Annotated in this window: 22 protein-coding genes and 3 pseudogenes; 16 read left to right on the forward strand and 9 right to left on the reverse strand. The window is 38.5% G+C overall.

Features of this window, described 5'->3' with window-relative positions; all coding sequences use genetic code 11:
* Positions 1-136: 136 nt before the first annotated feature.
* From EZY12_03900 to EZY12_03930, 7 genes are all read left to right on the forward strand, one after another.
* Entirely contained in the window at positions 137-1,075 is a 939-nt protein-coding gene (locus EZY12_03900) for a hypothetical protein (GenBank protein ID QSX68841.1), read from the forward strand.
* 70 nt (positions 1,076-1,145) lie between these two features.
* Positions 1,146-1,454 carry a hypothetical protein gene (locus EZY12_03905; protein QSX68842.1) on the forward strand — a complete coding sequence of 103 codons (309 nt, stop codon included), beginning with the start codon at positions 1,146-1,148 and terminating at the stop codon, positions 1,452-1,454.
* Positions 1,455-1,572: 118 nt separating this feature from the next.
* Positions 1,573-2,619: a DUF1016 family protein gene (locus EZY12_03910; protein QSX68843.1), complete on the forward strand. Its 1,047-nt coding sequence runs from the start codon at positions 1,573-1,575 to the stop codon at positions 2,617-2,619.
* 197 nt (positions 2,620-2,816) lie between these two features.
* Positions 2,817-3,056: a DUF1902 domain-containing protein gene (locus EZY12_03915; GenBank protein ID QSX68844.1), complete on the forward strand. Its 240-nt coding sequence runs from the start codon at positions 2,817-2,819 to the stop codon at positions 3,054-3,056.
* A 368-nt stretch (positions 3,057-3,424) separates the two neighbouring features.
* Positions 3,425-3,589 (forward strand): DUF4160 domain-containing protein, encoded by a 165-nt coding sequence (locus EZY12_03920; GenBank protein QSX68845.1) that lies wholly within the window; start codon positions 3,425-3,427, stop codon positions 3,587-3,589.
* A gap of 60 nt (positions 3,590-3,649) precedes the next feature.
* The gene (locus EZY12_03925) at positions 3,650-3,928 is read left to right on the forward strand and encodes a DUF2442 domain-containing protein (GenBank protein QSX68846.1); all 279 of its coding nucleotides are present in this window, start codon (positions 3,650-3,652) and stop codon (positions 3,926-3,928) included.
* A 138-nt stretch (positions 3,929-4,066) separates the two neighbouring features.
* Positions 4,067-4,234, forward strand: a complete 168-nt coding sequence (locus tag EZY12_03930) for a hypothetical protein (protein QSX68847.1) — start codon at positions 4,067-4,069, stop codon at positions 4,232-4,234.
* Positions 4,235-4,289: 55 nt separating this feature from the next.
* Here the strand turns inward: EZY12_03930 and EZY12_03935 are convergent, their stop codons facing one another.
* Positions 4,290-4,445: a hypothetical protein gene (locus EZY12_03935; GenBank protein QSX68848.1), complete on the reverse strand. Its 156-nt coding sequence runs from the start codon at positions 4,443-4,445 to the stop codon at positions 4,290-4,292.
* On the opposite strand from EZY12_03935, the pseudogene EZY12_03940 reads away from it, so the two are divergent.
* A pseudogene (locus EZY12_03940) lies at positions 4,387-5,058 on the forward strand (DUF3387 domain-containing protein). The gene EZY12_03935 and the pseudogene EZY12_03940 sit on opposite strands and share 59 nt — an antisense overlap.
* A gap of 313 nt (positions 5,059-5,371) precedes the next feature.
* Here the strand turns inward: EZY12_03940 and EZY12_03945 are convergent.
* Positions 5,372-5,836 carry a hypothetical protein gene (locus EZY12_03945; protein ID QSX68849.1) on the reverse strand — a complete coding sequence of 155 codons (465 nt, stop codon included), beginning with the start codon at positions 5,834-5,836 and terminating at the stop codon, positions 5,372-5,374.
* Positions 5,837-6,091: 255 nt separating this feature from the next.
* Here EZY12_03945 and EZY12_03950 point away from each other — a divergent pair, with 255 nt between their 5' ends.
* Positions 6,092-6,964 carry an HAD family phosphatase gene (locus EZY12_03950; GenBank protein ID QSX68850.1) on the forward strand — a complete coding sequence of 291 codons (873 nt, stop codon included), beginning with the start codon at positions 6,092-6,094 and terminating at the stop codon, positions 6,962-6,964.
* Between the two features lie 414 nt (positions 6,965-7,378).
* On the opposite strand, the gene EZY12_03955 is transcribed toward EZY12_03950, so the two are convergent.
* Positions 7,379-8,233 (reverse strand): anticodon-binding protein, encoded by an 855-nt coding sequence (locus tag EZY12_03955; GenBank protein QSX68851.1) that lies wholly within the window; start codon positions 8,231-8,233, stop codon positions 7,379-7,381.
* A gap of 313 nt (positions 8,234-8,546) precedes the next feature.
* Here EZY12_03955 and EZY12_03960 point away from each other — a divergent pair, with 313 nt between their 5' ends.
* A complete protein-coding gene (locus EZY12_03960) occupies positions 8,547-9,266 on the forward strand; it encodes a Crp/Fnr family transcriptional regulator (protein QSX68852.1) in 720 nt (239 codons plus the stop codon).
* 904 nt (positions 9,267-10,170) lie between these two features.
* Here EZY12_03960 and EZY12_03965 read toward each other — a convergent pair.
* From EZY12_03965 to EZY12_03975, 3 genes and pseudogenes are all read right to left on the reverse strand, one after another.
* Positions 10,171-11,577 carry an amino acid ABC transporter substrate-binding protein gene (locus tag EZY12_03965; GenBank protein ID QSX68853.1) on the reverse strand — a complete coding sequence of 469 codons (1,407 nt, stop codon included), beginning with the start codon at positions 11,575-11,577 and terminating at the stop codon, positions 10,171-10,173.
* A gap of 32 nt (positions 11,578-11,609) precedes the next feature.
* A pseudogene (locus EZY12_03970) lies at positions 11,610-12,254 on the reverse strand (serine/threonine protein kinase).
* Positions 12,255-12,588: 334 nt separating this feature from the next.
* Complete coding sequence (locus tag EZY12_03975) at positions 12,589-13,605, reverse strand: LysR family transcriptional regulator (GenBank protein QSX68854.1); 1,017 nt, start codon at positions 13,603-13,605, stop codon at positions 12,589-12,591.
* A 226-nt stretch (positions 13,606-13,831) separates the two neighbouring features.
* Here EZY12_03975 and EZY12_03980 point away from each other — a divergent pair, with 226 nt between their 5' ends.
* Positions 13,832-14,548 carry a hypothetical protein gene (locus EZY12_03980; GenBank protein QSX68855.1) on the forward strand — a complete coding sequence of 239 codons (717 nt, stop codon included), beginning with the start codon at positions 13,832-13,834 and terminating at the stop codon, positions 14,546-14,548.
* A gap of 634 nt (positions 14,549-15,182) precedes the next feature.
* A complete protein-coding gene (locus EZY12_03985; GenBank protein QSX68856.1) occupies positions 15,183-15,584 on the forward strand; it encodes a thioredoxin in 402 nt (133 codons plus the stop codon).
* On the opposite strand, the gene EZY12_03990 is transcribed toward EZY12_03985, so the two are convergent.
* The gene (locus EZY12_03990) at positions 15,553-15,783 is read right to left on the reverse strand and encodes a hypothetical protein (protein QSX68857.1); all 231 of its coding nucleotides are present in this window, start codon (positions 15,781-15,783) and stop codon (positions 15,553-15,555) included. The two genes, EZY12_03985 and EZY12_03990, sit on opposite strands and share 32 nt — an antisense overlap.
* Before the next feature lie 395 nt (positions 15,784-16,178).
* On the opposite strand from EZY12_03990, the gene EZY12_03995 reads away from it, so the two are divergent.
* The 3 genes and pseudogenes from EZY12_03995 to EZY12_04005 all read left to right on the forward strand — a co-directional run bounded on the left by EZY12_03995 (position 16,179) and on the right by EZY12_04005 (position 19,723).
* Positions 16,179-18,257 carry an NAD(P)H-quinone oxidoreductase subunit 5 gene (locus EZY12_03995; GenBank protein QSX68858.1) on the forward strand — a complete coding sequence of 693 codons (2,079 nt, stop codon included), beginning with the start codon at positions 16,179-16,181 and terminating at the stop codon, positions 18,255-18,257.
* A gap of 680 nt (positions 18,258-18,937) precedes the next feature.
* Positions 18,938-19,393, forward strand: a complete 456-nt coding sequence (locus tag EZY12_04000; GenBank protein ID QSX68859.1) for a DUF29 domain-containing protein — start codon at positions 18,938-18,940, stop codon at positions 19,391-19,393.
* A 198-nt stretch (positions 19,394-19,591) separates the two neighbouring features.
* Positions 19,592-19,723 (forward strand): annotated as a pseudogene (locus EZY12_04005) (CopG family transcriptional regulator).
* On the opposite strand, the gene EZY12_04010 reads toward EZY12_04005, so the two are convergent.
* Both EZY12_04010 and EZY12_04015 read right to left on the reverse strand, forming a co-directional pair.
* On the reverse strand, positions 19,711-19,986 hold the full coding sequence (locus EZY12_04010) for a type II toxin-antitoxin system RelE/ParE family toxin (protein QSX68860.1): 276 nt from the start codon (positions 19,984-19,986) through the stop codon (positions 19,711-19,713). The pseudogene EZY12_04005 and the gene EZY12_04010 sit on opposite strands and share 13 nt — an antisense overlap.
* Complete coding sequence (locus EZY12_04015) at positions 19,979-20,230, reverse strand: type II toxin-antitoxin system Phd/YefM family antitoxin (GenBank protein QSX68861.1); 252 nt, start codon at positions 20,228-20,230, stop codon at positions 19,979-19,981. The genes EZY12_04010 and EZY12_04015 overlap by 8 nt, the downstream gene beginning before the upstream one ends.
* A gap of 310 nt (positions 20,231-20,540) precedes the next feature.
* Between EZY12_04015 and EZY12_04020 the strand changes: the two genes are divergently transcribed.
* Positions 20,541-20,870 (forward strand): hypothetical protein, encoded by a 330-nt coding sequence (locus EZY12_04020; protein ID QSX68862.1) that lies wholly within the window; start codon positions 20,541-20,543, stop codon positions 20,868-20,870.

Genomic DNA, 20,870 nt, shown 5'->3' on the forward strand with positions numbered 1-20,870 from the left:
TGTTTGTTGGTGATAATATATTATTGGTGTAGCTTTTGTCTAGGAGACGCTCTGGAAACGTAGCGAAAAAAGGATAAACGCGGATAAACACAGATGAAGATGGGTCAATTTTTTAACTATATTTAATTTAATCACAATGACGGAAATTACAGCTAACTATGATGAAACCTGGAAAGAAGCAATAGGAGATTATTTTGACTCATTTCTTGCCTTCTTTTATCCACAAGTCTATCAACAAATAGATTGGACTAAAACCCCTATTTCTTTGGATAAAGAATTAGAACAGATTACCGCATATGCGGAGAGCAAAACACGCCACGCTGATAAATTGTTTCAAGTGTGGTTATTAGATAATCAAGAGATTTGGATATTAATTCATGTAGAAGTACAAAGTCAATATGATAAAGAATTTTCCCAAAGAATGTTTATCTACAACTATCGAGCTTTTGATTTATATCAAAAACCAGTTATTAGTTTAGCCATACTGGGAGATGAAACTAAAAGTTGGCGACCTAATTCTTATCAGTATGGTTTCGGAAGTAGTCAGTTAATCTTTAATTTTTCTATCGTCAAGCTTCTAGATTATCAATGGGAGGAGTTAGAGCAAAGTAATAATATTTTTGCTATAGTGGTAATGGCACATTTAAAGACTAAAGCCACTAACAGCAATTTGTCAGCTAGGGAACAGTGGAAATGGAATTTAACTAGATTGTTTTACGAAAAAGGTTATAATCGTAAACAAATTACTGATTTGTATAAAGTCATTGATGCAATGATGGCTTTATCTGAGGAACTACAATTAAGTTTTGAAGAAAAATTAGCTACTTATCAGGAGAAACGAAAAATGCCATTGTTAACTAACATTGAAAGACGCACCATAGAAAGAACTGAGAAAAAAAATATTATCAAACTTTTACAGGTGCGGTTTGATGATATTCCTGAAAATTTGATTGCCAGCATTAATCAAATTGATGATACATCTTTTTTAGAACAAATATTTGTATCAGCAATTAATGTTAGTTCGTTAGAAGAATTTGCACAACTTGTTCACTCTAATTTACCAGAATCAGATTAATAAATGTAGGTTGGGTTAAGCGACAGCGCAACCCAACAACAGTATTGATTTGTATAAGGTCATTGATTTAATGATGGCTTTATCTGAAGACCTGCAATTAAGTTTTGATCAAAAATTCGCTAACTATCAGGAGGAACGAAAAATGCCACTTGTAACTAACATTGAAAGACGCGCTATAGAAAAAACCACCAAACAAACTCGGAAACAAGATATTTCTGATTTACTGGTTAGTCGTTTTGGTAATTTACCCGAAAATCTGACAGAAAATATCGAAAAAATTGAGGATATAAATATTTTAAAGCAACTTCTTGTATCAACAATTAACGTTAGTTCTTTAGAAGAATTTGCACAACTTGTTCACTCTAATTTACCAGAATAAGATTAATAAATGTAGGTTGGGTTAAGCGACAGCGCAACCCAACAACAGTATAGTGTTAAAATCAAATTATCCAGGTGGGGGAATATTAAAAAATGCAAACTCTAATTCAATTAAATATATGGTGAATAATTTATCAATTCCCGAAGATTATCATCATTTTTTTGAGGAACTTAAAGAACGCATCCGCAATGCACAAGTCCGGGCTGCAATGGCTATTAACCGCGAATTAATATTACTTTATTGGCAAATTGGAGCGGATATTTTAAATCGTCAACAGCAGCAAAGATGGGGTGCTAAAGTTATAGATAATTTAGCATCTGATTTGCGAAAAGCGTTTCCGGAAATGAAAGGTTTCTCCTCTCGTAATCTTAAATATATGCGGAGTTTTGCGGAAACTTACCCTGATTTTGAATTTGTGCAAGAGGTGCTTGCACAAATTACTTGGTATCACAATATTACCTTAATAGAAAAGGTAAAATCACCACAGGAACGTCTGTGGTATGCAAGACAAACTATTGAGCAAGGATGGAGTCGCAATGTATTAGTCCATCAGATAGAAAGTGGACTATATAAAAGGCAAGGTAAGGCTGATACTAATTTTTCTCGCATGTTGCCAAATCCCCAATCTGAACTAGCACAACAGTTATTTAAAGACCCTTATAATTTTGATTTTATTAATTTAGGAAAGGAGGCACAGGAACGAGATTTAGAGAGGGCTTTAATAGAACGTATCCGCGATTTTTTATTGGAATTGGGGGTAGGTTTTGCGTTTGTGGGTAGTCAGTATCATTTGGAGGTGGAAGGGGAAGATTTTTATTTAGATTTATTATTTTATCATTTACGGTTGCGGTGTTTTGTGGTGATTGATTTAAAGGTGGAAGCTTTTAAGCCGGAGTTTTCAGGGAAGATGAGTTTTTATGTTTCTGCTGTGGATGAGTTGCTAAAACACCGGGATGATATGCCGACTATTGGGATTATTTTATGTAAGTATAAAAAGCAGAAGATTGTTGAATATTCTTTGCGAGATATGAATAAGCCTATTGGGGTTTCTAGTTATCAAATAAGGGAGGGTTTACCAAAGAGATTGCAGGAGAGTTTACCGACTATTGAACAGTTGGAAGCTGAGTTGGAAGCGGTAAATGTGGAAGTTGAGGAGGAGTTATGAGAGAAATTATGGCAGGATTTAGTTACAGCACTTCCCGGTGTTATGAGATACAAGAACCCCACCCCCAACCCCCTCCCCGCAAGCGAGGAGGGGGCTAAGATGTACCTCATAAGAGCGGAAACCGCTGTAAGCGACAGTGCAACCCAATAACAGTATAGTGTTAAAATCAAATTATCCACGTTTGGGAATATCAAAAGATGCAAACTCTAATTAGATTGAATATTGAAAAATTTATTGAGGAAGGAAAGGAGTATTTTGTGGCTACCAGTGATGATTTACAGGGGTTAGTTGCTGAGGGTAAAACTGTACAAGAAGCTATAGAAATCGCGGCAGATGTGGCTAAGGTTTTATTAGATTTAGAAAAAGAAAAAAATCATTCTTTTCATTTTCAAGGTTTACCTAATCAGTTTGAATATCCGCTTACTTTGGAGGTTTAATGGGAAAATTAGGAGGTTTTTCTTATCGAGAAGTTACGAGAAAGTTAGGAAAACTTGGAAGAGTGGGAAATTAAAGGAAATTAAAGAAGGGGATTATTTTATTTTACAAAATATCCACAATTTCCAAATAGATAATATTTGAATAATGTAGTTAAGTGAACCATGCCAGAAATTAGCCGTTTTTTAGAGGGTGTTTTAAAAGTTTTCAAGGTATAAATTAACCCCTCTTGTAAACCTCTCCCCGAAGCGGGGAGAGGCTTTGAAACCCCCCTTCCCTCCTAGGGAAGGGGGGCAGGGGGGTTAGGTTTTTGGAGATTATCGGTTTCATCTAATACTTTTCAAACACCCTCTTAGGTATCATCATCACCATGTATTATAACGACCATCCGCCCCCACACTTTCATGTCCGCTATAATCAACAAAAAGCCATAATTGATATTGAAACCCTCTCAATACTAGAAGGTAAAATTTCCCCTTGCATCTTAGGATTAGTAATAGAATGGGCAGCCATTCACAAAACAGAACTCATGTAAAACTGGGAACTTGCCAGACTACAAGTACCCCTAGAACCAATTACACCTTTGGAGTAAAAAATGCTCAAAGATATAATATCAGTCAACCCCTTAGAAGGTTATCAACTACATATCCAATTTGAAGACGAAACACAAGGAATTATTGATATTAGCCAACTAATAGAATTTACAGGAATCTTCACTTCTTTACAAGATTTGAATTATTTTCAGCAAGTCAAAGTTCATCCTGAATGGGGGACAATTTACTGGGAAAACGGAGCAGATTTAGACCCAGATGTTTTGTATTCTATTATCACAAATCAATCAATAGGAACATATCAAAAAGTTGCCATAAAATAAAATTAGGTGATTTAGTAAATGAAAACAACCAGTTTATTTTACAAAATCTCCACAAATTCCAAATTGATAATATTTGAATAATCCTGTAGGGGGTTTAGCACTGCTAAACCCTCTCTATAAAATCAAATAATAGAAAATATGTCAGAAAAATTCACCGAATCAATTATTGAACAAGCCACCCTTGACTGGCTATCAGAACTCGGCTACACCACTTTAAATGGTACAGAAATCGCCCCTGACACCCCCCAAACAGAACGCCAAGAATATAACGAAGTTATCCTTATAAACCGCTTACAAAATGCCTGACAAACCATAAACCCCCATATTCCCTTTCACGCTATCCAAGACGCAATCAGAAAAATCACCCGCACAGAAACACCAATACTTTATGAAAACAATCACCGCTTTCATCAATACTTAACAGATGGAATAGATGTGGAATACCAACAACATGGACAGACTCAATAGTTAGACAAATTGTTTCTAAAGCGATCGCTAGTAACCAAGTAATAGACATCTTTGCATCTGCTGGATTAAAGAAATCAAATATCGCTATTCTTGACGATGAATTTTTGGAAGAAGTGCGAGGTTTACCCTATCGAAATGTAGCTTTAGAAACCTTACAAAAATTAATTAATGAGCAAATTAAAATCAGTTCTCGCAAGAATTTAATTCAAGCTCGTTCCTTTCGAGAAATGTTAGAAAATACCATCAAAAAATATCAAAGTCGTGCCATTGAAACAGCCCAAGTTATCAATGAATTGATTGAACTAGCCAAAGCTATGCGGGAGGCACAAAAACGGGGTGAAAACTTGGGACTAACTGAAGATGAAACCGCTTTTTATGATGCCCTGGAGGTGAATGATAGTGCAGTTATTAGCTTAGGAGATGATATACTTAAAGCGATCGCCCGTGATTTAGTCAAAGCGATTCGTGTTAACTTAACCATTGATTGGACAGTTAAGGAAAATGTGCGAGCTGAATTAAGAGTGACCATTAAACGATTACTCAAAAAGTATGGTTATCCCCCAGATAAACAGGAAAAAGCAACTTCCACAGTGTTAGAACAAGCAGAGTTACTATTTGACACTCTCACTGTCTTTAGACGCGCTCGATTCTTTAATCAATGAGCCAACTTACAATTGCTGGATTACTCCAACAAAAACAGAGGTTGATTCTCCTAAAGCGTTAATGACCGTATCCCTACCGTACTCGTTTTTTGCATTTCATTTTTCACCAAATTTAGCTTTCCTAAACAGCAATACCGTTAGGTATGACTACGCACTCAACCAAATAAGTTAAGTTTTTACGTCGTTTAGTTATACTTAAATTCTAGAATTGTTTAGATTGTATCACATCTACTGTTATCAGTCAATGAGTTAGGCTAAATATTTTCGCCCGTGTCGCTTATATCTCAGCACGCTTTGTGACTGAGCTTTACGCTTACCGGATGCTCTTGTGAAAATCTTCCATATACTGGGTCTTAACTACCAATTCCTCATCATCTGAAAATTTAGGCTCATCAATTTTCAAAGCAGCCTCCTTAATTAAAGCTGCTTTTGCACGACTTTCTAGTATTCCTTGATAATATTCTTCAGGTGTTAACCCATAATCTCTTTTAACATAGGCAATTTTATCTTTAATACAGTCCTCAATCATTAACCTAAGATCAGCGAAATAGTAATCTTCATTGAATGATTTAATATGTATCTTATGAGTTATTGAAGGAACAGCAAGTTTTTTTAGACCTCTTGCTTCTTTTAATACCCGACTACCTATTAGACTGTCATTAACATCATAAAAACTAAAAATTGTTTTGCCTTTTGTATTTCTTTTTAAAGCTGGTTTAAATCCTATAAAAATATCAACTGATGGGAATACACTGGTCAAAAACAAAAAATTATCCATTGTTATTTCCTATTGGGTTCTTTAAGAGATTATTGTTAGTGGTTGGTTGATTTAGATCGGCTAACTTAATTTTTTGAAAAAAGCCTAAATAATTAATAAATTAAATCCCTAGGGGAAACGCATCTAAATCTTATTAACAAAATACCATTTTAATGTGTTTACGGATAAATCTGAATTTATTGTCTCAATAAGTAGGCAAAAATTGTCATATTTATACCTGTACAATTTCAAAGAATACTAAAAACTGGAGATTTTATGGATACAAGGGCTAAAAATTATTTAACATCAAATCAGAGTCAAAATGAAAAAGATATTAAACTGTTGGTTTTAGATATAGACGGGACAATTGCTGGACATTCCAATACTCTCAGTCAGACTGTCAAGGAAGTTATTGCTGCGGTACAAGCAAAAGGAATTAAAGTCGCTATAGCTACGGGAAGGATGTATTGTTCAGCTTTGCGATTTCATCAGGAAATTGGCTCTACGCTGCCTTTAGTAGCTTATCAGGGGGCTTGGATTCAAGATCCCAAGGATAACAAAATTCACCGTCATTTATCTGTATCTACGGAAATTGCCCACCAACTACTAGAATACTTTGAAGAGTCGCAATGGCGATCGCTTCTCTCAGTTCATTTTTACATCAATGACCAACTTTATGTGCGGGAAATCACGAAAGAAACGGAAAATTATCAACAACGCTGTGGTGTGAAAGCTATTCCCGTCGGTGATTTACGTCAATTATTAGAGAATCATCAGCCTACAAAAGTTTTAGCATTATGTGATGACGCAGATTTAATTCAACAACTTTTGGCTAATTTACGCTGTATATATCAACCAACAGAGTTATATATGACAACATCCGTCGCTACTTTCTTAGAAGTAGCTAATACTCATGTTAATAAAGGTAATGCTGTCCGTTATCTAGCTGAAGAAATGCTAGGTTTAGAAAGTCATAATGTAATGACTATTGGTGATAATTTCAATGATGTGGAAATGCTGGACTATGCTGGTATTAGTGTTGCAATGGGTGATGCCCCAGCAGAAGTGCAAGCGATCGCTGATTGGGTAGCACCTAGTGTAGAGTTAGATGGTGCAGCCATAGCAATAGAAAAATTCTTGCTTAATTAAAAAATCTACACATAAGAAAAGACACCGACGACTGGCCGTGTTTCGTCTCGGTGTCTTCTCTAATTTTGCTCCTCACACAATGGCAATCATATTCATAGATATTTATTTTGTCAAGAGACTTGCTAAGGGAACACCAAAAAATAAATTACCCAATTTTGTGGGATGGGCATCCTGCCCGTCCTTGATGATTAGGGGACTTTTCGGCCCGCACTACAAGAAATTTTTGGGTATTTTTTTAATTGGAAGTCCCTAAGAGGATGAATGAACAAGTTTTGGGCGAATATAATTCGCTACTACACAAGCCAAGTCCACCTGCGTGGACTAACGAAAAATCAAGATTTTTTAACCCACGAAGGTGGGTTTTGTCTGTGTGGTTCCGCGACTTCTAGTCGCCAGGTGGGTTATAAATTAGACTTAAAGTTCTAAAGGTGCAACAACTCCCAATTTGTCTTCTAACACAGACCTTAAAACCAACTGAGTCGCTATCAGCAATCCCAATCTAGCTTGAGCTAATGCCGGTGAATTGATTTTCACTTCCCCCCAAATCCGACAATTACACCAGAACTTCTCAAAAGCTTGACTCAAGTTTTCACCTGCTTTTTCCCAGTTAATAGAACTACTATCCGCACAAACTAAATCATCCACCACTTTGACTAATTGATGAATGAGAAAAGTTTCATCAGGATGATTAAGACGAAGTTTTTGATCATCATTCAGCCAGGGTATAGAGTTGACGGATATAAAACTTTGAATATCTGTCCTATCAAGTTCAATTAATCCTTCCTGGTGTCCTAGCCGTATCAAAGAGTGGCATCTTGCATGAGCGTATTGAATTGTAAAAATTTTTAGTGAATTTAATGAAGTTGGTGATTGGTCATGAAGAAAACTATTTACCAAGTATCTAGTTTTTGTGGCAACTGTGAGACTGTGTAACCAAGCCGCTAACGTAGAGTCAATGAGTTCTATATAAATCTCACCTGGGGGAGTCACTTTGACTCTAAATAAACTAGCACTATTTTGAGCTAAATACCCTGCGATTGCTCCAGCAACTTCCATAACTGGTGAATTCTGAGATTTTGATATTCTCATAGCCACACCAGAGATATATAAAATTTTTTGATTATATCCTCCTTGGTAGAGAGGAACTTTTATCCCTTTTATGCTTGTAATTTCCTCATTACTGGTAAAAATACCGAAGGAAGACACTAAATATCTGTTTATTAACTGTTTAATTGCCTTGTCACGTTCAAATTGTAGTCTATAAGACACGTATCTTCTTGTAAAAAATTTATGGTGTGCATCATTTTATCCTGTTCCATCTACCTTAAGATAGAAGTTTACTGATGTCAGGAAAAATGAGAGTAGGATGAAATTTGATGAATAATGTATAAAAAATGGGTAATCTTTACTACCTTTGTTGTACAGTAGGAAGTATAAGAAAAAAAATAGAAAGCAGTTTAGCTTTTTATCCCATTGGAGGGCTGGCGCTGTTAGGCGTTATGCCTACCCCGTTAACACAAAGACACTCCTTGCACTTTTCTTATCACGTCTTTGTTTTGCTGCCAAACGCTCTTTGTTACTTATGCAATCTCAATCTTCCTTTTCCGAAGCTTCACGTCCTTTCTTAACTTGGCAACGTATTCTTGACTGGGCCCAAGAACACTACCGCTGCCGCACCTTCAGTAAAGATGAGCGCATTCCAGCTAGACCTGGCTTGCTCTATTTAGTCCAAAGAGGTGCTATCCGCATGGTAGGAACAGCCCAAGTTAGTGCTACTGCTAGTCAGTTAACATCTAGACGCATTAACAGAACTCCAGAAGAAGCTTTCTTGGGTTTTGTGGGAGCAGGACAACCCTTTGAAATTGTTGCTCAATCTCCATTCACACTCCAGTCCTACGCCCACGTTGACCAAACAGCGGTTCTGTGGATGTACTGGCATGACCTAGACAACTGGCCTCACTTCCGCCGCGAAGTTATGGATGCTTTTAGATATCAGCATCAACGCAAGTTACTCTGGTTGAGTGCTTTGGGACAACGCCGCACAATTGACCGTCTCTTAGGATTTCTTACCTTACTGATTGAGGAATATGGAGAGCCTTCCATGAGTGACACCGATCCTGATGTCATTCGTGGTTATTGCTTACCCTTCCCCCTTACCCATGCCCAAATTGGCAGCGCCATTGGTTCAACCCGTGTTACTGTCACTCGTTTAATGGGTAAATTACGTCAACGTGGTTTAATCCTTACCCAAGGAGATAATTTGATTTGCCTACCTGCTGAATCTATCAATAGAACCAGCTAGGAAGTAGTTCAAATCTCTAATGAGCAGCAGATTGATAGATGTTGACTGAGAGTTTGCCACTCTCGGACACACCAATGGCAGGTATCAGCGGATTCTAACTAGTCCAAATTGGGTAATTAGTTCGGTGAGCCTGCTCCTCATTTTCAGTAGTCTGTTTGACCACCACAAACAGATTTTGGGTAATCGGGTATGAAATAAGATGTCTTGGATAAAAAGTTCTCTAGTGCCTTCATCATGAATATGGCACTAATCAAGCTGGATCGGCAAATTGGGGCCACCCACCTGGTTCCAATTATTGATCTTGCCTCTACAAATCATTTTAAATAGTTATATTTTCAATAACCGGGTAAATTTGAGGACTCATTGACGACCCCTTCTTCTTTCTTCCTCCTGACTCTACAAGAGGGGCAACCACGGGGGGTTTGCCCCTACCCTGACTCTACAAGAGGGGCAACCACGGGGGGTTTGCCCCTACCCTGACTCTACAAGAGGGGCAACCACGGGGGGTTTGCCCCTACCCTGACTCTACAAGAGGGGCAACCACGGGGGGTTTGCCCCTACCCTGACTCTACAAGAGGGGCAACCACGGGGGGTTTGCCCCTACCCTGACTCTACAAGAGGGGCAACCACGGGGGGTTTGCTCCTACCCTGACTCTACAAGAGGGGCAACCACGGGGGGTTTGCCCCTACCCTGACTCTACAAGAGGGGCAACCACGGGGGGTTTGCCCCTACCCTGACTCTACAAGAGGGGCAACCACGGGGGGTTTGCCCCTACCCTGACTCTACAAGAGGGGCAACCACGGGGGGTTTGCCCCTACCCTGACTCTACAAGAGGGGCAACCACGGGGGGTTTGCCCCTACCCTGACTCTACAAGAGGGGCAACCACGGGGGGTTTGCCCCTACTATTTTTTCAAAATCGGCTCAAAGTCATACCCAACACGAGAGCGATTACCGGGAACTATTTTTACAAGTTGGACTGGGGCGTTTCTATCTCCAGACGGTAAAAAGCGAATTGCACCAGAAGCACCAGTAGCGGAAAACTCTGATGAAAGCAGTGTTTGTTGAATTCCAGAACGGGTAGGATTAGTTGCTAATGCAGCAATAAAGGCTTTTGTAGCATCATAAGCGAGGGCAGTCCGCCAACTGACATCACCACCCCATAACTGCCGGGATTTTTTGGGGAAATCTGACTGAGAATCAGCTTCAATATGCCAGGGAACTGCTATTACCATTCCCATTGCTTGTTCTCTGCCAACTTCTAAAGTTTTGAGGCTATAAACGTCATCACCTCCAAGTAAAGTTAAGCGTTTCTGATTCGCTTGGACTACTTGCATACCTTTATCTAAAGTTTCGTTATTAGTTGCTAACATCAACACCTCTGTCCCTCCAGCAATTGCCTGTTCTAAACTTTTTGCGGCACTAAAATCTGGTTTAGATAAATCAAATTCGTTGACTACTTGTCCACCTTCTAAAGTTACAGAAGAAACGAATTCAGCTTTAAGGGATTGACTATAGTTACTTTGGGAATTAAAGAAAACCGCTGCTTTTTTTTTCTGCAAGGTTTTAATCATGTAATTAGCTAAGGTTCTCGCAGCCATAAAATCACTGGGAACTGTACGAAAAACATAGCGGCTAAAGTTAGAAAGTTTTACGGAAGTGCTGGTAGGAGAAATAGCTACAAGTTCTCCAGAGGTATAAACAGCACCGGCAGCTAAGGTGACATCACTTGCAGTTGGACCGACTATACCCAATACTTCTGGATTTTTGACTAGGTTAGCAGCAATTTCTTGAGCTATTTTTGGATTATCATCATCGTTAGCTATGCCTACTTTTAAGCTAACTCCGTTAATTTCCCCAGCAGTGTTAATTTCATTTTGAGCTTGTGCAATACCCCGGAGAATTTCTAACGCAGCATTGGGGTCTGTTCCTAATGGAACTGATGCAACAATGGTATAACTTTTGCCATATTCAATCCTGGCATTATTCAGATATATCAGTGCTTCTGGATCATTTGGTTTGAGTTTTAGTGATGCTGTAAAATTAGCGATCGCTTGATCATAATTTTTATTAGCTAAAGCCTGAATACCATTTTTTTTAGCTGGAGATATTTCTCCAGGGGTTAAGGATTTTTCACCAAAACTAATGCGTTCGGTAATTGATTGATTCTTGTTATTAAGTCCATTATCTTCTGAGGGTTTTACACCAGTAATTTCAGGAAGATGAGGCATAAATAACCATAAACCAATACCAATTAATCCACTTGTCACTAATAGAGATAAAAGTAATACCTTGACTTCTTTTTGCAACATAAATAAAATGGCTAGTTTGACAACAATAGTTTCTAAAGTATTGAAAATATTAATTTATAAATCAGACGAAATAAGGTTGTAACTGAAATGGCAATTAATGCAGCCGTAATTCCTAAAATAATTATTTGTTGAATGCCAATACCTCCTCGTAAAAAGGGCATAAAAAATATAATTGCCAAACTAATAGTGGGGATAATTAATAAGTCATTTTTTTCTAGCCACCGTTTAGTTTGAGCAAAAATTAAACCAGTTAAAATCACAACAGAAATAGCCAAAGTGATAATTGGGTTCTTAACTAAACTAAAAAGGGCGATCGCTATTAATGCCCCTTCAAATCCGCTAAAAGCCGCCCCAGCTAATAATTCCCATGTAGTAAAAGCTGGTTGCCATAGGATTGGTTGAGGGATTAGTTGAGGAATTGGTTGTTGTGGTGCTGTGGGGCTAACTATAGGAACAGGAGGAAAAAGGGCTTCTAAGACTTCTGTACCTGACTGAAATCGCTCACTAGCAGCCGGTAACAGCATTTTATCTAAAATATTAGCTAATCTGTCGTTAATAGTGGTTTTTGTGCGCCATTTCCACTCATTCGTAAATGAATCAAATAGTTTACTAGCTTCTTCACCTGTTAATAGAGTCAGAAGAGTAACAGCTAAAGCATATAAATCTGTAGATGGAAATTCCCGCAGCTAGTACAGTATTTTTGCTGTACTGTCTTTAGTGTTTGATTATCATCTAAATCAGTAAATTGATTTTTTGGCCGCTGACAGTGGGGACGAGTACAGTAGACTTCCATATTATTCTTTAGTCAGTAGTCATGAGTCAGTGGTCACTCGATTTTGGATTGACGATTTTGGATTTTGGATTGACAATTTTTCCGTCTTGAAGGACGGGGCTTGTACCAAATTTTTTTCATCTAAAATCTAAAATCTAAAATCTAAAATCTAAAATCTAAAATTCCCTGTCATTAGCCATTTAGGATTAACTAATGACTTTTAATGAGTGACAAGGTGTTTATCTGACATCAGCAGAGTTAGGTGTTGCTATGTCTAATGTATTATTTACCACTAGATTCATTTGTGATAATTTCAACATCTCCTGAGTCCAGCCAGGGTTAGCAAACTGAGGTAAGATTTCTTTACTAAAGGCTTCTGCGGCTTTGGATCTATAACGGTTGGGATTAAATATTAACCAGAGTGTGCGCTTCACCACGACTCCTTCGATGGGGGTACGATGAAGAACACCCATTTGTAATTCTTTAGCGATCGCTGAAGTAGACACAAATGCAGCACCCAAACCTGATTGAACAGCGTTTTTAATAGCTTCTATGGAATTTAGTTCCATTTCAAACTTAAACCGTCTGGTGTCAATATCACAGCGGGTTAAAACCTGATCAATGACTTTGCGGATAGTTGATTGGGAGTCGAGAGCAATGAATTGTAGTTTATATAGGTCTTCTTTTTGGATTGTATCTAATTTGGCAAAGGGATGGGACGTAGGTAAGATAAGTGCCAATTCATCTTCAGCGTAGGGAACAATTTCTAAAGATTCACCTAATTCAGTGGGAATTTCCCCACCAATAATCGCCAGATCAACCTGTCCATTAGATACACTCCAAGCCGTGCGACGGGTGGAATGGACGTGTAATTGCACGGCTACTTCTGGATATTTTTGGCGAAATAAGCCAATCATTTTTGGCAGCAGATAAGTACCGGTAGTTTGGGACGCACCAACAATTAATGTCCCTCCTTGAAGATTTTGTAAATCCTCAATAGCCCGGCAGGTTTCCTGACATAAACTGAGGATTTTGTCTCCATAGTTGAGCAGGAGATGTCCAGCTTCAGTTAATTGAGCGCGACGGCCTCCCCTATCAAAGAGGGGAACATCCAGTTGTCGTTCCAGGTTTTGAACTTGCAAACTGACAGCGGGTTGGGAGACATAAAGGCTATCAGCAGCCCGTTTAAAACTCCCTTCTTGGGCGATCGCTTTGAGAATCCGTAACTGATCTAAAGTAAAAGGAAGGTCAGACATAGGGCAAAACCGGTCAAACTGGGACAGGAGTAACTTTAAAAATAAATCAAGATGAATCGCTTTGTAGCTAGAGATGATTTAGGCAAGAATTAACATTTGCAGAACTAACTAAAATAAATACCACAACATCTTGACAAAAATACTCTTGTGTATAATCTGTTAAAGGTCAAGATATTGATCACTAGTAATTTCTTTGCCGTTGAATTTTGAATTGAGTTTGTATTTTATGATGTCCAATCCTGCGTTTACCTCCAGTCATTTTGTCATAATAGGGTTACAAATAATTTTTGCGATCGCTCATAGCGGAGGGGCTGCTGTACGTCCTTGGGCAGAAAAATATATTGGACCAAGGCTTTATCGCATTATCTTTGCATTAATCAGCCTGCCTTTGGCTGTGATATTAATTGTTTACTTTTTTAATCACCGTTATGACGGTTGGCAACTTTGGCAGGTACAAGGCACACCAGGGCTAGGAACATTAGTTTGGGTAATGTCAGCTATATCTTTTTTATTTTTATATCCTGCCACCTTCAATCTACTAGAAATTGCGGCTATTCAAAAGCCCCAAGTTCATCTTTATGAAACAGGGATTATCCGTATTACCCGTCATCCCCAAATGGTGGGACAAGTTATTTGGTGTGTGGCACATACCCTGTGGTTAGGGACTAGCTTCACCCTTGTTACCTCAATAGGTTTGATACTACATCATCTCTTTGGAGTATGGCATGGCGATCGTCGTTTAAGTCAACGCTATGGAGAAGCTTTTGAACTTGTCAAACAGCGAACTTCCATTATGCCCTTTCAAGCGATTATTGATGGTCGTCAATCTTTGAACTGGCAAGAATTTCTCCGTCCTGCTTATTTAGGGGTTGCCATTTTCACAGGTCTATTATGGTGGTCACATCCCTGGTTATTAGTGGCAACAAGTAGGATAATGTGGTAGTTTAGTCTGATCCCCAAGATCAACAAAAAATATAAATTTAATAAAACTTTATCCAGATCACTTGCTACCAAAACAATGTACGATAAACTCAAAATATCATTAGAGTTTTATCAGTGGTAGGATTAGGAAAAGAGTTTATCTGCCAAGCTCAAGTGGGCTTAATGCCCGTAGGCAAGCAGTAACCATCTACCTTGCTGGAAACGGGAAATAAATAACAATGTATAGATTGTGCTAGTCTGCAATCTCAGCATTGTCAAATTTTTCAGCAACAGTATTCAGAGGGAACAGGAAAAACTCATGTTTAAAAACATGAGATTGAAATAATGACACTGTTTTTTTCGGGCTACGCATCTTGTAAAAACATCTTTTTTTGATTGAAGCTCTAAACTGGTGCAAATGAGTGTTTCTTATCTGTTCCCAGTTAAGAGTTCCCTGTTCCCTTCTTTTGTCATCAATAGCAATCAGGATTTGAAATGTCAAACAGCCACCGTGAATGTCGCGCTGGCTTTTTTGTCAGCAGGAAAACATAAAAATCCTCAAACTAAAATTTAAAATCCAAAATGGTATAACTTGCCAATTTGCTCCTGCTGACAGCTAATTTTAAGATAAAAACCTTATAATTCCGAGAGGCATCATGGTGTTGTCGGTTAATGAACGGACATTTATTCAAGAAGTTTTAGAATCCCCAGTTCCCGTTTTGGTGAATTTTGAAGCGCCCTGGTGTGGACTATGCCGCATTATTCACCCGCTGTTATTACAATTTCAAACCCAATGTGGTGATGAACTTAAACTCGTAGGAGTTAACGCTGATCAAAATTTCAAGTTGTCTAATACCTATAGACTCAAATCATTACCAACGTTACTTTTGATAGAAAAAGGTATAGTTAAACAAAGGCTGGAAGGTTTTCGCAGTAAAGATGATTTACGTCTAGCTTTAGAAGAAATTAAACTCACCTACACAAGTTACGAAAGAATTGATACAGCAGAAGTCAGGAGTCACCGAGTCAGGAGTCAGGAGGTAAGAGACAGGAGGTAAGAGACAAGGAGCAGGGGAAAAATATTTGCCACTGACAACTGACAACTGACAACTGACAACTGACAACTGACAACTGACAACTGACAACTGACAACTGACAACTGACAACTGACAACTGACAACTGACAACTGACAACTGACAACTGACAACTGACAACTGACAACTGACAACTGACAACTGACAACTGACAACTGACAACTGACCAAATCTAAAGCCATGCTTAACACCTCACCGAAAGAGTATCGGGTGGGGTATTTTATCCTCAAGGGTGTGTGTCACAATTATTAGCAGTTCTGAAATTATTCAGTTAACTGAAGGTTGGTGTGAGAAAATTCAAGCTAACTTGAAGGTAATGGACTATCAGAACTAGACAAGGTTAGTAAATAATTCCTGCTTCCTAGTATCTAATTTCCTAAACAGAAAACCTCATCCAAGAAGAAGGCAAGAGGCAAGAGGCAAAAGGCAAGAGGTCTAATAAATATATCTGTATTACCTACTACCTATGACCTATTACTTATTACCTTTTTCTAGCTGAATTTTCGTTTTTCACATTCCCGTTTGTTTGTACAGAATTCTAAAAGTAGGCGTTAGTGATGGAAGTAATCTATCAGTATGCCTGGCTGATTCCAGTATTACCTCTCTTGGGAGCAATGCTAGTCGGTCTAGGGCTAATCTCGATAAATCAGGTGACAAACCGCCTGCGACAGTTGAATGCTGTGGTCATTATCTCCCTCATGGGAGCAGCTATGGGGCTGTCATTTGCCTTGCTGTGGAGTCAAATTCAAGGCCATGCGCCTTATCTGTGGACTGTAGAATGGGCATCAGCAGGCAATTTTCACCTGACCATGGGCTACACCATTGACCACCTGACATCTCTAATGCTGGTGATTGTAACGACGGTAGCTGTTTTGGTGATGATTTACACCGATGGTTACATGGCACATGACCCAAGTTACGTGCGGTTTTACGCCTATCTCAGCTTGTTTGGCTCTTCAATGTTAGGTTTGGTGGTCAGCCCCAACCTAGTACAAGTTTACATTTTCTGGGAACTGGTGGGGATGTGTTCCTACCTCCTAGTTGGCTTTTGGTATGATCGCAAAGCCGCAGCGGATGCTTGTCAAAAGGCATTTGTCACAAATCGGGTCGGTGACTTCGGGTTACTATTGGGCATTTTGGGGCTGTTCTGGGCAACAGGCAGCTTTGATTTCATGATTATGGGCGATCGCCTATCCACCCTAGTAGAAACCGGTTCTATTAGCAATTTCCTCGCCATTGTCTTGGCGATTTTAGTCTTCCTGGGACCCGTTGCTAAATCTGCCCAATTTCCCCTCCATGTCTGGCTACCAGATGCAATGGAAGGGCCTACCCCCATTTCTGCCTTGATCCATGCGGCAACAATGGTGGCAGCGGGTGTATTCCTAATTGCCCGGATGTACCCAGTATTTGAAAATGTTCCCGCAGCAATGAACGTAATTGCTTATACTGGGGCATTTACAGCGTTTTTGGGGGCAACTATTGCCATTACCCAAAATGACATCAAAAAAGGTCTGGCTTATTCCACCATTTCCCAACTTGGTTACATGATCATGGCTATGGGCGTGGGTGCTTATAGTGCCGGATTATTCCATCTAATGACCCACGCATATTTCAAAGCGATGTTATTCTTGGGTTCTGGTTCGGTAATTCATGGCATGGAAGAAGTTGTGGGTCATGACCCTGTATTAGCGCAAGATATGCGTTTAATGGGCGGACTGCGGAAATATATGCCCGTGACCAGTTTCACATTTTTGATTGGTTGCTTGGCAATTGCGGGAATTCCCCCCTTTGCTGGTTTCTGGTCAAAAGATGAAATTCTCGGTGCTGCTTTTGCTGCTAACCCCTTCCTGTGGTTTATTGGTTGGGTAACAGCGGGGATTACAGCTTTTTATATGTTTAGAATGTATTTCTCAACATTTGAAGGTAAATTCCGGGGTAATGACGAAAAAATCAAAACCCAACTCAAAAATGCTGCTGTGGCTTTAGCTGAAAAATCAGGGACAGCAGAATTAGCTCCTAATTTTGGTCCTGGGGCCATGAAAAAGGGAGAATTAGAGGCGCATGACTCCCACGGACATAGCCATTCTCCCCATGAGTCTCCTTGGACGATGAGTTTTCCCTTAGTGGTGTTGGCTATTCCTTCAATGTTGATTGGTTTGGTGGGGACTCCCTACGCCAATTATTTTGAGCAGTTTATCTTTCCTCCTAGTGAAACTTTAGCTGAAGTTATGGAAAAGGCTGCGGAATTTGACCCCCATGAGTTTTACATCATGGCTGGTAGTTCTGTAGCGGTTTCTGTAATTGGGATTACTTTGGCGGTACTGATGTATTTAGCCCGGAAAATTGATCCCAGTGCGATCGCTAAAAGCATTCAACCGCTATATGATCTATCCTTGAACAAATGGTACTTTGATGATATTTATCATCGTGTCTTTGTCCTCGGTTTACGTCGTGTTGCTAGACAAGTTATGGAAGTTGATTTCCGCGTTGTTGACGGCGCTGTCAATCTCACGGGTTTCTTTACTCTTGTCAGTGGTGAAGGTTTGAAATACCTAGAAAGTGGTCGAGTTCAATTCTATGCCTTAATCGTTTTTGGGGCTGTTTTGGGCTTGGTGGTTGTTTTCGGTGTCACCTGATTTTAATGGGGGTGGGCGGCTTGTCCGCCCCTGGATTATGAGGGTTTCGCGCACAGTCGCTAAGGAGCAAAGGCGTGAAGTTAATGAACCACGTATCCCTGACGAGACCGGAGGGATATAGGAGCGAAGGACACGAAGGAAGAAGGGTAAGGTATAATAATATTTATTTTCTATCTACCAAGTGGACACCCAATCACGCTTCCCTAACACACCTTATTGTCTGAATCAGGATATCCAGGATTAGAGGATGTACAGGATTAGGAGAAAAGATAATATTTCAAATCAATGTGATACTTTACAGAGTTAACAAATCCATTAATTTATCCTTTATTATCTGTGTTTACCTGCCTTCAATTATTATTGATATATAGCAATTCTAAATGATTTCTGATAGCTTGCGTGGCGTAGCCATACAATATTTAAGTGTTGTAGGGTGGGCATTGCCCACCAAAACTCCAATATTCTGGGCATTGCTCACCAATAGTATATGTTCAAAAATCAAATAGTAATCCTATATTATTTATATGTAATCAATAAAAAAATCCTGTAAATCCTCTAATCCTGGACATCCTGATTCTGACAATAAAATTAATAATAGGCTATGAATATTCTATAATTCGCTTATAACATATTTATACAAATTCATGATATCATAAAGAGGATTTATTCAGGAGTAGATTATGATCCATCAATCTATTGCTAAAACTATTAATCTTTATGCGGAAGATTATAATTTGTGGTTAGAGAACACTGCTTATTTATTAAGAAGTAAAAAATTTTCAGAATTAGAATTAGAAAATCTAATTGAAGAAGTTGAAAGTATGGGAAGAAGCGAGAAAAATGCTTTAAGAAGTAATTTGAGAGTGTTAATTATGCACCTTCTTAAATACAAATTTCAACCTCAAAACAGATCAAATAGCTGGTTATATACAATCTATGAACATCGTCAAAGATTACAAGAAACGTTTTTAGATAGTCCTAGTTTAAAAAGTTATTATCTAGAAGTTTTGGATAATTGTTATCAACACGCTCGTAAAGAAGCATCTATCGAAACTGGACTCCCTTTGTCTATTTTTCCTCAAGAGAGTCCTTTTTCATCTGCTGAAATTTTAGATGCTGATTTCTTTTCTGTTTAATTACAATTTCTATTGTCAAGCGATAGTGAATCGCTGACTTGTGAGTTCTCATACCACAACCTAGTAATTGCATCCCTCAAATATCGCACTTTCAAAATTTTTAACAGCAGTGTTTTAATTTATTTGTTTATTGGCAAATTGTACAAAATCATAGTATGATTATAGAGTAAGTTGAAGAAGGAGTCAGGAGTCAGTAGCCAAATTTTAGAAGCAGAAATAATTGCTGCACTACAAGAAGATGCACAAGATTTAGAATATCAAACAGAGATTTCTGCTTGGGATAGTGTGCTTGGAGATGGTATTAATGCCAACCAAAGTTACAGGTTTTGATAAACTTCACCATCATTGCGTTTACCAACTCGAAAAACATCAACTAATTTATTATCATCATCAATAGTATACAAAATTCTGTACTCACCTTGATCAATACGATAACCTCCTTGATAACCTTTTAAAGCTGCATAGTCTTGAGGACGAGGATTACCCTGAAGTGAGAGAATTTTTGATACAATCTGTTTATATTGTTTTGCTTGCAAGTCTAATAGGTCTTTTTCCGCAGTTTTAGCAATCCTCAATGTATAACGTTCACTCATTGGGGCGTTTTGCTATTATTTCTTCTATGGTGGTAAATCCTTCGTTTTCTTCAATTGCACGTCGCAGTTTAGCAGAATCTATTGCATCTTCTATTGCTTCTAGTAGCTTTAAATCTTCAATACTAATTATCGCTACCGTAGGTTTACCATGACGCTGAATTAAAATTCTTTCTCCACGATATTCTGCACGGTTCATAATATCGGGAAAATTAGCACGCGCTTCACTTGCACTGATGACAGACATAGTGACTTATAAAATTTATAGGGTTAAACATGATTATAGATTGTTTGTCTATTTTTTGCAAATTGTACAAAATTTATCTTTTGAGCGATCGCCTACAATAACCTACACTATCGCACCCCTTCAACTTCCTAAACAGCGATTCCTAGGTCGCGCTTCGCTATCGCATCCCTTCAACTACCAAACAGCGATAGCGAAGCACTCCGCAGTAATCATTTAGATCACCGTAGTTATCCATTTTATAAATTTCAGACATTGCTTATTCTGATCCGATATACTGGTAATATGTAAAAATAATCAAATCTAGAATTTTATGATTAATAATCACCAATCCATTACAGCTAAATCATCAGCAAAACCCCGCAATGATTTATTACTAGAAATTGAACATACTCCAGAAGAATACATACCCGAATTACTACAAATTGTCCGGTTATTTCGTCAAAGTGTGACGATGAAACAGACATCCTTAAAGAACTGGGAAAATGCTATTAATGAAATTAATGAAAGTGATGCAATTAAGAAAGAACACAGAAAAACTAATATTAAAAGATTGTTCGAGTCATGGAATGAATCAGATGGTCAACAAGATCAACAAGAAACTTTAGAAATTATTGAATCTATGAATGGTATTTCAATTTAA

It is taken from the genome of Dolichospermum sp. DET69 (genome assembly GCA_017355425.1).
GTDB lineage: Bacteria > Cyanobacteriota > Cyanobacteriia > Cyanobacteriales > Nostocaceae > Dolichospermum.